The organism is Trinickia sp. Z7 (assembly GCF_056498045.1).
The window spans coordinates 248,445-263,287 of record NZ_JAUEQW010000008.1 but is presented as its reverse complement, the minus strand read 5'-3'; the positions used below and the strand labels follow the sequence as shown (position 1 = coordinate 263,287).

Annotated in this window: 15 protein-coding genes; 5 read left to right on the top strand and 10 right to left on the bottom strand. The window is 63.4% G+C overall.

The genetic code is table 11. From position 1 onward, the window contains the following. A partial coding sequence (locus QQS38_RS16375; protein ID WP_479646415.1) for an effector protein Tle3 domain-containing protein occupies positions 1–305 on the top strand: 305 nt, incomplete at its 5' end. Further along, on the top strand, positions 302–1,774 hold the full coding sequence (locus QQS38_RS16370; protein WP_479646414.1) for a virulence factor: 1,473 nt from the start codon (positions 302–304) through the stop codon (positions 1,772–1,774). The genes QQS38_RS16375 and QQS38_RS16370, both read left to right, overlap by 4 nt. A 229-nt stretch (positions 1,775–2,003) precedes the next feature. Here QQS38_RS16370 and flgM read toward each other — a convergent pair whose 3' ends face one another. Then, positions 2,004–2,438: a flagellar biosynthesis anti-sigma factor FlgM gene (flgM, locus tag QQS38_RS16365; protein ID WP_479646413.1), complete on the bottom strand. Its 435-nt coding sequence runs from the start codon at positions 2,436–2,438 to the stop codon at positions 2,004–2,006. Between the two features lie 310 nt (positions 2,439–2,748). On the opposite strand from flgM, the gene QQS38_RS16360 reads away from it, so the two are divergent. Both QQS38_RS16360 and QQS38_RS16355 read left to right on the top strand, forming a co-directional pair. Further along, positions 2,749–3,792 carry an ABC transporter substrate-binding protein gene (locus QQS38_RS16360; RefSeq protein WP_479646426.1) on the top strand — a complete coding sequence of 348 codons (1,044 nt, stop codon included), beginning with the start codon at positions 2,749–2,751 and terminating at the stop codon, positions 3,790–3,792. A 64-nt stretch (positions 3,793–3,856) separates the two neighbouring features. After that, positions 3,857–5,569, top strand: coding sequence for a GMC family oxidoreductase (locus QQS38_RS16355; RefSeq protein WP_479646412.1), 1,713 nt, complete (start codon positions 3,857–3,859; stop codon positions 5,567–5,569). 23 nt (positions 5,570–5,592) lie between these two features. Here the strand turns inward: QQS38_RS16355 and QQS38_RS16350 are convergent, their stop codons facing one another. The 6 genes from QQS38_RS16350 to QQS38_RS16325 all read right to left on the bottom strand — a co-directional run bounded on the left by QQS38_RS16350 (position 5,593) and on the right by QQS38_RS16325 (position 12,006). Continuing rightward, positions 5,593–7,020 carry an aldehyde dehydrogenase family protein gene (locus QQS38_RS16350; protein ID WP_479646411.1) on the bottom strand — a complete coding sequence of 476 codons (1,428 nt, stop codon included), beginning with the start codon at positions 7,018–7,020 and terminating at the stop codon, positions 5,593–5,595. A 74-nt stretch (positions 7,021–7,094) separates the two neighbouring features. Continuing rightward, on the bottom strand, positions 7,095–7,898 hold the full coding sequence (locus QQS38_RS16345; RefSeq protein ID WP_479646410.1) for an ABC transporter permease: 804 nt from the start codon (positions 7,896–7,898) through the stop codon (positions 7,095–7,097). Beyond that, positions 7,895–8,770, bottom strand: coding sequence for an ABC transporter permease (locus QQS38_RS16340; protein ID WP_479646409.1), 876 nt, complete (start codon positions 8,768–8,770; stop codon positions 7,895–7,897). Before QQS38_RS16340 ends, QQS38_RS16345 begins: the two co-directional genes overlap by 4 nt. Positions 8,771–8,808: 38 nt before the next feature. Continuing rightward, complete coding sequence (locus QQS38_RS16335; RefSeq protein ID WP_479646408.1) at positions 8,809–10,143, bottom strand: NAD(P)/FAD-dependent oxidoreductase; 1,335 nt, start codon at positions 10,141–10,143, stop codon at positions 8,809–8,811. Between the two features lie 2 nt (positions 10,144–10,145). Continuing rightward, the gene (locus tag QQS38_RS16330; protein WP_479646407.1) at positions 10,146–10,856 is read right to left on the bottom strand and encodes an HAD-IA family hydrolase; all 711 of its coding nucleotides are present in this window, start codon (positions 10,854–10,856) and stop codon (positions 10,146–10,148) included. A 73-nt stretch (positions 10,857–10,929) separates the two neighbouring features. Then, on the bottom strand, positions 10,930–12,006 hold the full coding sequence (locus QQS38_RS16325) for an ABC transporter ATP-binding protein (protein WP_479646406.1): 1,077 nt from the start codon (positions 12,004–12,006) through the stop codon (positions 10,930–10,932). Positions 12,007–12,107: 101 nt separating this feature from the next. On the opposite strand from QQS38_RS16325, the gene QQS38_RS16320 reads away from it, so the two are divergent. Next, positions 12,108–13,109, top strand: a complete 1,002-nt coding sequence (locus tag QQS38_RS16320) for a LysR family transcriptional regulator (protein WP_479646405.1) — start codon at positions 12,108–12,110, stop codon at positions 13,107–13,109. On the opposite strand, the gene QQS38_RS16315 is transcribed toward QQS38_RS16320, so the two are convergent. The 3 genes from QQS38_RS16315 to QQS38_RS16305 form a co-directional block, all read right to left on the bottom strand. Continuing rightward, a complete protein-coding gene (locus tag QQS38_RS16315) occupies positions 13,069–13,695 on the bottom strand; it encodes a LysE family translocator (protein ID WP_479646404.1) in 627 nt (208 codons plus the stop codon). The two genes, QQS38_RS16320 and QQS38_RS16315, sit on opposite strands and share 41 nt — an antisense overlap. Before the next feature lie 123 nt (positions 13,696–13,818). After that, positions 13,819–14,250 (bottom strand): hypothetical protein, encoded by a 432-nt coding sequence (locus tag QQS38_RS16310; protein WP_479646403.1) that lies wholly within the window; start codon positions 14,248–14,250, stop codon positions 13,819–13,821. Between the two features lie 113 nt (positions 14,251–14,363). After that, positions 14,364–14,819 carry a carboxymuconolactone decarboxylase family protein gene (locus tag QQS38_RS16305; protein WP_479646402.1) on the bottom strand — a complete coding sequence of 152 codons (456 nt, stop codon included), beginning with the start codon at positions 14,817–14,819 and terminating at the stop codon, positions 14,364–14,366. Between the last annotated feature and the right edge of the window lie 24 nt (positions 14,820–14,843).

Genomic DNA, 14,843 nt, shown 5'->3' with positions numbered 1-14,843 from the left:
GCGTCGACAACAATGCGACGAACCACTCGACGATCATGACCAATGCCGAGCATGCGGAGAAGGCGCTGGCGTATGACGTGGCGATTGGCCTTTGCTACTTGTCGGACGAGGATCTGAAGAGGCTTCGCGTAGCCGCAGATTGGCGCTTCGGAACGCAATTGGAGGGGGGCGATCCCAGCTACCCGTATGCGCAGTACTTTCGAACCGGTTGGATGAACGGCGATTCGCTTGCTGATTGGGTCGAGTCTGATCCGGAGGCGACGATGCCACCGAAGATCGTTGACCAGCGAGATGGCGTGCTATGAAGCTCATTTCGACTTGGCGCCGCCGTTTTGGACTGGCAGCGCTCGTGATGGCGATCACATCAATCTTCGTGGCGGTTCTGATGGTCTCAGGTGAATCGGCGCATCGTTCATGGAGCGTGAAGGAAGTGATGGTCCAACTCTTTGTGTTTCCCGCTTTGCTGGCCGTGGCTGTGCTTTGCTTCTCGACCGCAGCGGCTGCACCAGCAACTGCGTCCCCCCTCGAAGGACGATCATCGAAGCCGGAGTCACGGGTTCGCGCCGAACGCGCTGTTGCGCAAGTGGTGGGCGTTGAATGGCTCAACCCACTGCAGCGTCGAGACTACCCGACGGAGTGGCAGCTTCTGTGGACTTTGGGCCTTGTGCAGCCGAACAAGAACGACGACATGGTCCGCGCAAATCCTGTGAAGTACAGTTCCGTTCAACCCGTGGCAATCGTGGCTGACGGTATCAACGGGAAAGAAACGTTCAGCGGATTTCATCACAAGTACGTGAGGCAATTACTGCAAGTCTTCGGCGACCGCTATGCGATGAACCAAAAGTACTTTTACACCGTCGCGTCGACGTGGAAGCGCAATTGGCGGGGGCTCGCCGGCATTCACATTGAATATGCGCTTCCTGCCGGTAGGCTCGACGCTGTCGCGGAAGCGAAGTTTTTGCAGCAGCAGATCATCTCCGATTTCGCGATCGGCAATCCGCACTTCCCCGACCTTTGGTCGAAAGACACCCCGCCCACTGTCAGCGTTACGCTCGGCGGCGCCAACGCAGGTTTCGTGTCGTTGAACGCCGCCCTCGATTATCTGGAATCGCATCCGCAGGAAAGCGTCTGGGTGATGAACTGGGATGCGCCCAGTTTCCCGCCGGAGGACGAGCAGATGAACGAAAACATGACCTTGCTGATCCTTGCAGGGCCGCAAATGAAGACCGAGCGCGATCCGCTAGCGTGGATCAGCCGAGTGTCGACCGCGAACGTTGGCGATTTCGAGCCGAGAGTGGGTACGTCCCGCAAAGTGCAAGCCTGGAAGGCTGCGATCGACGCTGCCGCCCTCAATGCAAACATCAGGCCATCCGATATTAGCTACGTGATCCACGACGCCGGCCAGGGCAGCGATGCCGCATCCGAGCGCATTGGGGCGTTAGCGCAAACGTTGACGGAAACGTTGCCCGACTTCGACTTCCAGAAGCAGACCTTCAACATGCCGGCCTTGCTCGGCGAATCCGGTGCAGGTACGGCGCTGACCGCGGTCGCGCTGGCAATTGGCCGAGCGAATCATCTCGGCGGACAGGTATTGGTTGCGGGCACGACGGACTTCGCCCGGCTAAGCGCGGTGATCGTCACGCCACCCGCGCAGTTGGTTCCCATCCGTCCGGAGGAGAACTGGTTCAGGGCGCGCGGCGAAGGCGACGCATATCTTCCTTGGTGGGGACGCCGTCACGATGTCTCGTATCCGAGGCAAGGATTCACGTATTAGCGAGGGTGGCATGCGAAGTAAGGGGGCGGCACACGAACGCGTCCGGTCGACACCAGGCGTGACCGCGTGCGACGAAACTGAGAGCGGTGGGCTGTCTCTCCTCTGCCCGCTGCATCGTCGCAATCGATGCGTGCTTTATTGGCGCTGGCGCCAAGCTGATCCGCGCTTTCCCATATAGCTAGACTGCGCAATCGACGAAGACCGGCTCGGGCCTTCGATATCCGGCCGGTCAGCTCTTTCTCGTTTGCAGCAGGTCGCGTGCGGTGCTGAGCATGCCGTCCGCAATCCGGCCGGAGTCGATCTTATAGCTGCCGTCGCGCAGCGCGGCCTTGATGGATTCGACCTTGGCCGTATCGATATCGGAGCCGCTCGACGCACGCACGGCGGACATCGACGAAAGAATGACTGTCGAGCGCTGTCCATCCGTGTCGTTACCTTCCTGGACTGCGCCTGCGGCGTCTTTCGCATCACCGTGGCTCGCCGGGCGTTGCGGGCTGTCCTGAAGAATGGCGCTCGTTCTGCTGCCGGGTTCGATCTTCATGATGTGTACTCCCTCCGTGTTGAATGCTTTAACGGTCGAGGGTTTGAAATCTAAACCGTGCCGCGAGGCCAGCGATGGGGCCCGATTTTGAGAATCTCCCGCAATGCCTTGATGGGCGGTCATCCGGAGGGTTTGAAACAAAGTGAAACAAAGTGTTAGTAACCGCACATAAGCCGTCCGTGTCGTTGGCGGCACCGGTCCCATCCTCGACCCAATGGCGCCCTCGATCGTCGTTTCGAAGCCGCCGTCGCGAGGCGGCGAGGCATTACATCAAGTCATAGCCGCTCCAACAATTTCGACGTTGTAGCCGAAAAATTGGCTCACTATATTCGAAGCAACCGGATGCCCCGAGTACGCGCGGGCGGCTGCGCCGATCGGTCGGTCGGCCCTTCCGGGCGAAGTTTTCTTTTAACCGCGTCGAGGAAAGGCCGTGATCAAACTGAATAGCTTGTGCCCGGTTGCCATAACACTCTCGCTGGGGTGTGCGAGTGTCGCGCCCGCGTTCGCCGCCGGGCAGATAACGTTCGTCTCGCAAGGTGGCGCCTACCAGGAAGCGCAAACGAAAGCGATCCTCGATCCCGCCGCGAAGCAACTCGGCATCACGATCAAGCAGGACAGCATTCCCGACGCTTGGCCGCAAATCAAGGCCCAGGGCGCGACGGGCAAGCCGATCTGGGATGTCGTCGATACGCCCACGTCGAACTGTCTGCGCGGCGGCCGCGAGGGCCTTCTGGAAAAGCTCGATTTCTCGAAGATGCCCAACGCAGCGGCAGTGCCGGAGAAATACCGCACGCCGTATTCGGTCGCTTACGAGTTCTATTCGACGGTGATCGGCTACAACAAGAAGACGGTGAAGAAGGTGCCGCAAAGCTGGGCGGATTTCTGGAACGTCAAGGGCTTCCCGGGCACGCGCGCGTTGCGCAACGATCCGCAGACGGTGCTCGAAGCCGCGTTGCTCGCCGACGGCGTGCCGCGCGACAAGCTCTATCCGCTGGACGTCGATCGCGCATTCAAGAAGCTTGCCCAGATCAAGCCCGATATCGCCGTCTGGTGGACCTCCGGCGGCCAATCCGCCCAGTTGTTGCACGACGGCGAAGTCGACATGGAAATGATTTGGAATGGCCGCGCGAGCACCGTCGCGAAGGACAATCCCGATATCGCCTTCACCTACAACGACGGCATCTTGCAGAACACGCAGCTGTGCGTGCTGAAGAACGCACCGAATTTGGCCAACGCGATGCGCTTCGTCGACACCGCCGTTTCTCCCGAGTTGCAGGCCAATCTACCTACGTATATCGACTATGGGCCTGGCAATCCCGCCGCATACAAGACGGGCAAGATCTCCGCAAAGCGCGCGAGCGAGTTGCCGAGTTCGCCGGAGAACGCGAGCAAACAAGCTTTGATGTCCGAAGAGTGGTGGGCGTCCGAGGCGGGCGTCCAGGCGAAGGCGCGTTGGCTCAAGTTCATGCAGCAGTAGTTGAGGGGCGAAAGGCGCCGCTATCCCTATCAACGGTTCACGGCGCATTGCGCGACCCTCGACGGTGTACGACTACTTGATACTCGGCGGCGGCTCGGCCGGCTGCGTGCTTGCCGCACGGCTCACCGAGGAGGCCGGCCGAACCGTATGCCTCGTCGAAGCGGGCCGCGACCTTACGCCCGGGTCGATGCCCGACGATATTCGCAGCCGCTATCCGGGCCGCGCCTATCTCGACACACGCAACATCTGGCGGCATCTGCGCGCACGCATGAGCGAGCCGTCCGCCGAGCGCCGCTATGAGCAAGCCCGGTTGCTCGGCGGCGGCTCGGCGATCAATGCGCTCATGGCCAATCGCGGCGCACCCGCCGACTACGACGAATGGGAAGCGCTCGGCGCATCCGGTTGGAATTGGGCGAATTGCTTGCCGTATTTCGTTCGGTTGGAAACCGACTGCGACGTCACCGGCCCACTGCACGGCTCGACCGGACCACTGCGCGTGCAGCGCGCGAGCGCCGCTCGGCTCTCGCCGTTCGTGCGCGATGTAATCGGCGCGCTCGAGCGGCGTGGCTATCCGCTGTGCGGCGATCAGAACGGGCCGTGGGAAGACGGTGCGTTCGTCGGCGTCATTGCGGTGAGCGAATCGGGTCAACGTATTCCGACATCCATCTGCTATCTCGACGAAGCCGCTCGCGCGCGGTCGAACTTGACCGTACGCACCGATGCCCTCGTCGAGCGCCTGCGGTTCGACGGGCGCCGAGCCACCGGCGCCGATGTGCGCTTTGCCGACGGTGGGCGCGCGACACTGAGCGCTCGTCGCGTGATCGTGTGTGCTGGCGCCATCCACAGCCCGGCATTGCTGATGCGCAGCGGTATCGGTCCCGCCGGACAGCTCGCCGCGCTCGGCATCCGCGTCGTCGCGGCGAGCGAAGGCGTGGGCCGCAACTTGATGGAGCATCCGTCGATTGCCGTGTCCGCATTCCTGCCGCGCAAGGCGCGCACGCCTTTCATCGACGAGCATCACGAACAGGCCATCGTGCGCTATTCGTCGGGCCTGCCCGGTACGCCCGCGGGCGATATGCACGGTGCGATCCTGTCCCGCTCCGGCTGGCATTCGGTCGGCTACCGGCTCGGCTCGATGTTTTTCTGGGTCAACAAGTCGTATTCGCGCGGTCGCGTGACCCTCGTCTCTTCACGAGCCGAAGACGAACCGCAGGTCGAATTCTCGATGCTGTCGGATGCGCGCGACCTCGAGCGGCTCAAGGGCGCGGTGCGCTTCGGCGCGGCAACGCTTGCCGACCCGGAGCTGGCGGCGCGTCTGGGCCCGCGTTTCGCGACTAGCTATTCGCCTCGCGTCGCTTCGATTGCGCGGCCAGGAGCATGGAACGCGATTCAGCGCGGCGCGCTGAGCGCACTGCTCGATGTCGCCGGTCCGATGCGTGCACTGCTGATCGAGCGCGCTGTGACCCAAGGGATCGGCCTCGATGCCTTGCTGGTCGACGATGGCGCATTGACGCAATTCGTCAGGCAGTCCGTAGGCGGAACGTGGCATCCGTCCGGTACCTGCCGGATGGGCGCGGCGCATGATTCGCTATCGGTGACGGGCGCTGACGGCTCGGTCCACGGGGTGGACGGGTTGTATGTCTGCGATGCGTCGCTGATGCCGTCGATTCCACGTGCGAACACGAACGTGCCGACCATCATGCTCGCCGAGCGGATTGCGGATATGTTGCGGGGCCGTTCGGCCCCACGGCACGGCGAGCCTGATGGCAAGGGCTGACGCCCACGGTATAGCGTTGGCGCTCAGCGCCCGTATCCGACGATGCCCTTGACTTCGAGAAACGATTCGAGGCCCCACTCGCCATACTCCCGGCCGTTGCCGGACTGCTTGTAGCCGCCGAACGGTGCGCCCGGGTCCCACGCCGGATAGTTCAAATAGACGCTGCCTGCGCGCAGACGGAAGGCGACGCGACGCGCACGCTCCGGGTCGCTCGATTGCACGTAAGCGGCTAGTCCATACGGACTGTCGTTCGCGATCGCAATGGCATCCTCTTCGTCGCGGTATGGCAGGATCGCAAGCACCGGCCCGAAAATCTCCTCGCGCGCGATCGTCATGTCGGGCCGTACGCCGGCGAATACGGTGGGCCGCACGTAATAGCCGCGCTCGAGCCCTTCGGGGCGGCCAAGGCCACCCGCGGCGAGCGTTGCGCCTTCTTCGATCCCCATTGCGATCAGCCGCTGGACCCGCTCGAATTGCACGTGACTGACGACGGGACCCATGGTCGTGCCGGCTGCATCGGCAGGGCCGACCCGATGCGCGGCCGCCGCGCGGCGCGCGATCTCGATTGCCTCTTCGTGACGCGATGCCGGCACGAGCATGCGGGTTGGCGCGTTGCACGATTGCCCGCTATTGCTGAAGCAACTGTTCACGCCTTTGGTCACGGCCATGTCCAAATCGATATCGTCGAGCAGCAGGTTCGCCGATTTGCCGCCGAGCTCCTGATGCACGCGCTTGACGCTCGGCGCGGCCAGCGTCGCGATCTGCACGCCTGCGCGCGTCGATCCGGTGAACGACACCATATCGATGCCAGGATGCGCGCACAACGCTGCGCCAACCGTCGGACCATTGCCCTGCACGAGGTTGAACACGCCGGGCGGCACGCCCGCAGCATCGAGCACTTCCGCAAAGATCACTGCGTTCAGCGGTGATACTTCGCTCGGCTTGAGCACCATCGTGCAACCGGCCGCGAGGGCGGGCGCCACCTTGCAGACGATCTGATTCATCGGCCAGTTCCACGGCGTGATCAGCGCCGCCACGCCGACGGGTTCGTGACGCACGAGCGTCGTTCCCTTGCTGCGCTGCCATGCGAATGTCTCGCACGTGCGCAGCAGCTCTTCCAAATGACGGCGCCCGAGCCCCGCTTGCCACTCGTGCGCGAAGGGGCGCGGCGCACCGATCTCGCGGGAGATGGCATCGGCGATGTCGTCGTAGCGCGCCAGATAGGCATCGAGAATCCGGCTGACCAGCGCGATGCGTTCGGCGGGCTCCGTCAGCGAGAAGGTCGCGAACGCTCGCCGTGCCGCCGCGACGGCGCGGTCCACGTCTCGTGCATCGCCCAGTGCAATCTCGGCGAAGGGTGCTTCGGTGCACGGATCGATCACGGGAAGCCGCGCGTCGCCGGCCGGCGCAACCCACGCGCCGTCGATGTAGAACTTCAGGGCATTTGTCATAGGGGAACCGGTTCTTATGCCAGGGAAGTCGGCACGGTGGAAATGTCGGGAACGTATGCGCGTATCACGACCACTCAGGCGCGTGCTGCGTGCGTGACACCGCCGCGGCGGCTGATGACGACGATCAGCACCAGCGCCAGCGTGAGCGCCGTGAGCATCGTGCTGATCGCGGCGATCGTCGGATCGATCTCGTCGCGCAAGGTGACGAACATTCGGCGCGTCAACGTTTGATTCGGGCCGCCCGAAACGAACAACGCGACGACGGTTTCGTCCAGCGCCTGGATGAAGACGAACACCGCGCCCGAAATCACGCTCGAGCGTATTTGCGGCAGCGTCACGGCCAGGAAGCTGCGCAGCCGATTCATCCCGAGGCTGCGCGCCGCCATCTCCTGCGCATGATCGAAGGAGCGCAAGTCCGCTCCGACCGAGATCACGACATAGGGCAGACCGAGCATGGCATCGGCGAGGATCAGGCCGCCGAGCGTGTTCACATAGTCCAATTTCGAATACACGAAGAATACGCCGACCGCGACGATGATGATCGGGACCATGAGCGGCAACATCAGCAAAGTCCTCAACCGGCGAATCCAGGGGTGCGTGCCGTGCTTGATCGCGTAGGCCGCCGCAACGCCGACGGGAGTCGCGATCGCCGTGGCGAAGAACGATGCCGCGAGCGTCGTGCGCGCGGCGGCCAGCCAATCGGGATTGCCGAAGAACGCCGTGTACCAGCGAAGCGACAAGGCCGGCGGCGGAAACGTCATGAAACGCGTATCGGAGAACGACAGCGGCACGACGATCACGATCGGAATCATCAGGAACGCGAGAATCAGTACGACCGATGCGATCAGCAGGCCGCGCGCGATCGGATTGGGTTTCATTTTGCCCCCAAGGTTTTGTCGAGCGGGATGACGCGGCTCGCGGCATAGAAGATGGCGAATACGCACAGCAGCAGGATGACGCTCACCGAGCTTGCCGCACCCCAGCTGTTGTAGATTTCGACGTTGCGGCTCACGACCATCGACACCATGATCGACTTGCCGCCGCCCATCAGCTCGGGCGTGATGTAAAAGCCCAGACACAGCACGAACACCAGCGTCACGCCGGCGACGACGCCGCCCATGGACAGAGGCAGGAACACGCGCAGGAACGCATGGACCGGCGAGGCGCCAAGGCCCGCCGCCGCCTGTGACAGCGTGGCGGGAATCTTCTGCATGGCCGAATAAAGCGGGAGCACCATGAACGGCAACAAGATGTGCACCATGGCGATGATCGTGCCGAATTGGTTGTAGGCGAGCTGCACGGGATGATCGACGAGGCCCGATGCGAGCAGCGCCTTGCTGACGATGCCCGTGCGTTGCAGCAGCACCAGCCAAGCGTAGGTGCGCACGAGCACGCTCGTCCAGAACGGCAGGATGACCATCCCGAGAATGAGCGCGGCCAGCTTGGGGCGCACCGACGCGGCCAGATATGCCACGGGGTAGCCGAGCAGCAGCGTCACGCCCGTCACGATCACGCTCAGCTTGAACGTGAGCAAAAACGTATCGAGGTACGTGCCGCTGAAAATGCGCCGGTAGTTCGCGAGCGTGAAGCCGCCGTCTTGACGGATGGACTGCCACGACAACCAGGCGAGGGGCGCCACCAGCAAGACGAGGACGACGGCCAAGGCGGGCGTCATCAGAAGCAGCATCGCGCGATCCTCGCGCTGCCGGTAGCGCCGCGCGGCATCGGTATCGGTAACGGACGATGCCATTAGTTCGCGCTCCGAAACGATTCCCCTGGCAGTCGTCATCATACCCCCACGGCGTCTAGCAACTGGTACCACGCGGCAACGAGCCTGACGCCCGGCGCGCGCAACGAATGAAATGGGACCGGCCGCAAGCCGTTCTGCGCCAGCAGCGCGAGATCGGGCGTCTCGCCTAGGGCGAGCGCGGCCGCATGTTGGCCGACGAGGCTCGCCATCGCGACGCCCGCGCCGTTATAGCCGAGGCAGAACACGGTTGCATCGTCGCTGCGGCCGACGTGCGGCAGCGCATTGAACGTCATCGCGACATAGCCGGACCAGCGGAACTCGACGCGCACGTCGGCAAGCTCGGGAAAGAGCGCGATCATCGCGCGGCGCAGCGCCTCGAAGCCGGTGTCCTGTCCTTCCTTGCCGAACGCATCGCGGCCGCCGAACAGCATGCGGCCGTCGGCGCGGCGGAACCACTTCATCATCCGGCGCGTTTCGGTATAACTGCGTCGCATCGTCATCAGCTTCGCGTCGAGAGCCGCCGGAAGGCGTTCGGTCGCGATCATCGCGCTGCGAAATGGGACGAGCTCGCGTTGATACGCGGCTGTAGCCGGGTTCAGCCCCGAATATGCGTTGGTCGCGACGATCAACTGTCTCGCGCGCACCGTCGCTGCTGCTGTGCGCAGCACGACACCTGGCCCGCCACGCACCCGCTCGATGGCCTCGACGCTCGTCGATTCGTGGATCGGCACGCCGCGCGCGGCGAGGCCGCGTGCGATTCCCAGCACATATTCGAGCGGCAGGATCGTACCCGCGTCTTCGCTCAGCACGCCGCCGACGAAGCCCGCGGATCCCGTCTCCTGCTCCGTCTGCGCGCGCGAGAGCGCCTTCATCGACCGATCGCCCAATGACGTGCGCACCCAGTCCGCTTCCGCCACGCAAGCGGCGAGCGCGCGCTCGGAGTGTGCGCACCGCAGGCTCCCGGTGCGCTGAAAGTCGGCGCCCGAGATGGCGAATTCCTCGACGAGCGATTCCACGACTCGCACCCCATCGTGTGCGAGCCGATGCATGCGCTTGGCGACATCCAAGCCGTAGCTTGCCGCGATGGCAGGGAACGAGACGCGGAACTTCGAAGACACGACGCCGCCGTTGCGCCCGCTCGCACCCCATCCCACCGGGTTCGCGTCCAGCACCACGCATGGCACCCCGCGCTTGCTGAGCGCATACGCGGCTGCGAGCCCCGAATAGCCGGCGCCGATGATGGCAACGTCGGTTTGCACGTCGCGGGCTAGCGGCCCCGTGCCTATCGGCAAATCGAGCGTGCCGGCGCGTGAGGCGAGGTGGCGCCACAACGAATCGGGCTGCGGCGATGTGGACACGAGTGGCGCGAGCATGGCTAAACCGGGGCGAGCTCTGCCTCGACGGCATCGGCCAAGGCCGCGAGCGTCGGGAAGCAGAATGTCGGCGTCGTCACTTTCACCGGTACGGGCGTCGCGCCGAAGCCGCTCTGACCGCGGCGGCGTTCGATCCAACAAGTCGCATAGCCGAGCGCCGTCGCGATGCCGATGTCGTGATACTGGCTTTGCGCGGTATGCAGGATTTCGCCGAACTTGTAGCCGAACGCCGCTTGACGGCCGCGGTTGTAGGCAAAGAACTGCGGGTCGGGCTTTGCGACGCCGGTTTCGTCGCAACAAACCGTGTCGTCGAACGGATCGCCCAGCGTATGGGCGTAGGCGGATAGGGCGACACGGTCCGCATTCGTCATCGCCACCAAGCGAAAATGCTTGCGCAGCCGCTTGAGCGCTTCGACGGAATCGGGGAATGCCGGCCATTCGAGCACGTCGCGCTGGAATGCGGCGGCCGATTGCGCATCGTCGGGCAGGCCCAGTTCCTTGGCGAGCGACAGATAGACATGCGCCATCGCATGGCTCGAGCGCCCGGGAAACGCCGCGCGTCCGCGCATGTAGGGTTCGAAAATCTGGTCGTCCGTCAGGTCGTTCGCGGCCGGGCCGCCGAGGCGGCGCACCGATGCGAGCACGCCCCGTTCGAAGTCGATGAGCGTGCCGACGACGTCGAACGTCAGCACCTTGAAATCGGTGAGTTTCATGAGTTCATCCCTTGATTGCGTTGCGGTTGACGGAAACCGGATAGACGGATGGATAAGCGGCCGTGCGAGGCGCTTACGCCGGCACGACGATGGTGTCGCGCGGTGACAGCGCGACGTGCACTGCAGTCCCCGGCGGCGGAACGCGTTGTCGCGCGGCGTGATTGCCTGGCTGGCGCAGGCTGAGGATCGTGCCGTCGCCGAGCGCCGCGAAAACGCGCAAGCTCTCGCCCTGATACAGCACCTCCGTTACGCGTGCGCTCAGGCGGTTCGCATCGGGCGGTGCATCGCCTGTGTCGATGACGAGTTTCTCGGTTTGCACGGCAAGCAGCAGCTTGTCCGCGCGCGGGAGCGGGTAGGCCGTGCGCAGCACGGCATCGCCGAGCCGGACCGCATCGGCGCCGGCGCGCTCCACCGGCAGCAGCGTAGCCTCGCCGATGAAGCTTGCGACGAAGGCGTTGCAGGGCCGGTCGTAAAGGCGTTCGGGGGTATCGACCTGCACGAGCTTGCCGTCTTTCAACACCGCGACGCGATCGCTCATCGTCAACGCTTCGCGTTGATCGTGCGTGACATAGACGATGGTCGCGCCAAGCCGGCGATGCAGCCGGCGCAACTCGATCTGCATCGTTTCCCGCAATTGCTTGTCGAGCGCCGATAGCGGCTCGTCCATGAGAATCAATTGCGGCTCGAATACGATGGCGCGTGCAAGCGCGACGCGCTGCCGCTGGCCGCCCGAGAGTTCGCCGATGCGCCGATGTTCGTAACCGCGCAGCTCGACCATTGCCAGGGCTTCGGTCACCTTGCCTGCCCGGCCGGCCTTCGGCTCGCCACGGGCGCGCAGCGGAAACGCCACGTTTTCGCCCACGGTCATATGAGGAAACAGCGCGTAGCTCTGAAACACCATGCCGATATTGCGTTTATGCGGCGGCGCGAATGTAATGTCGCGCTCGCCCACCCAAACGCTGCCGGCGCTCGGCTGCACGAAGCCGCCCAGGATGCCGAGCAGCGTCGTCTTGCCCGAGCCCGAGGGGCCGAGCAGGGAGACGAATTCACCCTGCGCGACATCGAGCGATACGTCGTCTAGCGCCACCAGCGCACCATAACGTTTTGCTGCGGATCGGATCGAGACGCCCGCCTTCGCTCGTGCATCCATCGTTGGTTCCTACCCGTGTCGGCCTATTGATGTCAAAAATATAGGCTGCGGCTTTTTTGGCGGCAATTCCCTAATTGTTGGATTGGGCATAACATCAAGTCATGCCTAGCCTACGCAGAAAACTCCCCAGTGCGAATGCGCTGTTCGTCTTCGAGGCGGCCGCGCGTTGCGGCAACTTCACGCGCGCGGCGCAGGAGCTGTATGTGAGCCAGCCTGCCGTCAGCCGGATGCTGTCGCGCATGGAGGACCATATCGGCGTGCGTCTGTTCGTGCGCGTTCATGGCGGTATCGAGCTGACCGAGAGCGGAAGGATTCTCTATCGCAAGATCTCCGAGGGACTGAACGGGATCGAGGACGCCATTCGCGAGATCGAAGCGCGCGCAACGGGCGTGGAGCCCGTCACGCTGTCTGTCTCCACGGCGTTTACGACGCACTGGCTCATGCCGCGCATGAGCCGGCTCAACGAAGCGTTTCCGTCCGTCGATCTGCGTTTTCAATTGATATCGGGCCGCATTGGCGGGCCGCTCGGCGATGTCGACCTCGGGATGCGTTTCGCGCAGAAGAGCGAAATGCACGAGAACAGCGTGCCGGTCATGCCCGAGGTGCTGCTGCCCGTTTGCAATCCCCGCTATCAGGAGCTGGCGCGCACCGACGAATGGCGTGCGCACGGCGACACGGTCATAGTCATGGACGACGAGGAGCGCGGGTGGCACGCGCGCTTCGCCGCATTCAAGCAAGAAAGGCGGCGGGCCGCGGGGGTGTTGAATTTCAACGATTACGCGATCGTCGTTCAGGCCGCGTTGCTCGGCCAAGGGATCGCGCTTGGCTGGGTGAACGTGGTGATGCACTGGCTCGCCCAGGGCGCGCTCGTGCCGGCCGAAGAGGAACTGCTCGTCACGGATCGAATGTGCTGCCTGTCATGGGCGCCGGGACGGCCGCTCCGGCCGATCGTCGCGCAGGTGCGCGATTGGTTGATCGCAGAGATGCGCGCGGATCTCGAAGCGGTCGATCGCGCCTACCCGGCGCTACGGCTCGCGGCAACGGTGGACGAGGGGCTCTCGCTCAGCGATGTTGCGTTGCGACCTTCAAACCCAGCGCGATGAAGATGGTGCCGACGATTTTCCCTTGCCACCGGCCGATCCAAGTCAGATGCTTCACGATTCGCCCTAGCGGACGGATCGAAAGGACGAGCAGGGTGGTATAGACCGAACTCAATACGACGAAGATAAGGCCGAGGACGGCAAACTGAAAAAAGACCGAACCGTGTTCGGGATGCACGAATTGCGGCATGAAGGCGAGGAAGAACAGCGCCGTCTTGGGATTCAGCACTTCAGCCGGCACGGCTTGCAAAAAGGCTTTCGCAGGGGAGACGGGCGGCATTTTCGGCAGCGAGGGATCCCCTTGCTTTTCGAGGATCGCGCGAATGCCGAGATAGATCAGGTAGGCCGCCCCGATCAGCTTGACGGCATTGAACGCGAGGGCGGAAGTCATCAGCACGGCCGATAAGCCAGCTGCCGCAAAAACGGTATGCACGAAATCTCCGGCCGCGATTCCAAGCCCGGTCATGACACCAGTCTTGCGGCCGCCTTGGACGGTACGGCTGAGTACGAGCAGCACCGCCGGGCCTGGAATGAGAAAAAGCCCCAGAACGACGGCAACGAACGTGCTTAGCGCGGAAATGTCGAACATCGCGGCTCCTGCGGTAGGTGTGACTGAACGCGAAGATTGTCGGCGATATGGATAGGTATGTCCATTCTGTCCAGTCACGCATTTTCGGGCGCCGGCGACCGGGCGATGCAATGGGTCCTACGATCAATGGTAGGTCTTCTTGGAAGCGTGCAGCCTCGTCAGGACACCGCCTTTCAAGCTGAACCAGCCTTGCGAGCTTTGCATCACGACGTCATCGCCTTGCCAGAACACGCGCTTGACCGCCATGCGTTCATGTGTGCGCTGCACGAGGGGTGGACGTTGCCGGAAGTCGTACAGCACGGGGCCCGAATCGGTCTGGACGAGCGAGCGCGTGACGGTGTCGTTTGCGCTACCGACTTCGTCGAAATGCGCGAGCGTAGTTGCGCCGAAGCGATCGAAAACGTTCCTATCGAGCATGCCGACGAATTCGTGGTCGGCGCGCACGAACTGCACTTGGCCCGAAGGCGTGGCAAATGGCCCGGGCACGTTGCTTTGGGCATGGACGGCAGTGGCGAAACACAAGACTGCGAGCGTAGCGAGGATCGATCGTTTCATGTCCGGTTCTGAATTGAGCGGCGTGAACACCGCGGTCGCGAACATTGGCATCGTGCCACCGTCCGCTGCAATCACCGCTCGATTCACGCCGCGCTAAAACCGGCACCACTCTATCACTGCTTCGACACAGCTTGCGGCGTGTTGCGAAAGCTGATCGCCATACGGTTATAGGTGTTCATCAAGCTGATGGCGATCGTGAGATCGACCAGCTCGCGTTCGTCGAATACGGCGCGGGCGGCTTGGTACGCCTCGTCGGGGACGCCCGTCTGCGCGACGAGCGTAACCGATTCGGCCCACGCAAGCGCGGCGCGCTCGCGCTCGTCGAATAGATTTCCAGCTTCCCGCCATGCCTGCACGAGCGCCAGCTTTTCGACTTTTACGTCTTTGTTCAGTAGGTCGCGTGTGTGCATGTCGAGACAGTAGGCGCAGTTGTTGATCTGCGACACGCGCAGGTAGGCTAGATCGACGAGAACGGGCGAGAGATCGCTCTGCATGACGTAGCTGTAAACGCCGCCAAGGGCTTTCACGCCTGCCGGTGCGATCTGGCTATAGTCGAGACGCTTGCTCATGAGTCACTCCTTTTATGCACTCGA

Excerpts from the sequence above, each read along its gene's own strand:
- QQS38_RS16370 (WP_479646414.1), top strand. The coding sequence starts at position 302 with ATGAAGCTCATTTCGACTTGGCGCCGCCGTTTTGGACTGGCAGCGCTC.
- flgM (WP_479646413.1), bottom strand. The coding sequence starts at position 2,438 with ATGACCGCCCATCAAGGCATTGCGGGAGATTCTCAAAATCGGGCCCCA.
- QQS38_RS16350 (WP_479646411.1), bottom strand. The coding sequence starts at position 7,020 with ATGACAAATGCCCTGAAGTTCTACATCGACGGCGCGTGGGTTGCGCCG.
- QQS38_RS16345 (WP_479646410.1), bottom strand. The coding sequence starts at position 7,898 with ATGAAACCCAATCCGATCGCGCGCGGCCTGCTGATCGCATCGGTCGTA.
- QQS38_RS16340 (WP_479646409.1), bottom strand. The coding sequence starts at position 8,770 with ATGGCATCGTCCGTTACCGATACCGATGCCGCGCGGCGCTACCGGCAG.
- QQS38_RS16335 (WP_479646408.1), bottom strand. The coding sequence starts at position 10,143 with ATGCTCGCGCCACTCGTGTCCACATCGCCGCAGCCCGATTCGTTGTGG.
- QQS38_RS16330 (WP_479646407.1), bottom strand. The coding sequence starts at position 10,856 with ATGAAACTCACCGATTTCAAGGTGCTGACGTTCGACGTCGTCGGCACG.
- QQS38_RS16325 (WP_479646406.1), bottom strand. The coding sequence starts at position 12,006 with ATGGATGCACGAGCGAAGGCGGGCGTCTCGATCCGATCCGCAGCAAAA.
- QQS38_RS16320 (WP_479646405.1), top strand. The coding sequence starts at position 12,108 with ATGCCTAGCCTACGCAGAAAACTCCCCAGTGCGAATGCGCTGTTCGTC.
- QQS38_RS16315 (WP_479646404.1), bottom strand. The coding sequence starts at position 13,695 with ATGTTCGACATTTCCGCGCTAAGCACGTTCGTTGCCGTCGTTCTGGGG.
- QQS38_RS16310 (WP_479646403.1), bottom strand. The coding sequence starts at position 14,250 with ATGAAACGATCGATCCTCGCTACGCTCGCAGTCTTGTGTTTCGCCACT.
- QQS38_RS16305 (WP_479646402.1), bottom strand. The coding sequence starts at position 14,819 with ATGAGCAAGCGTCTCGACTATAGCCAGATCGCACCGGCAGGCGTGAAA.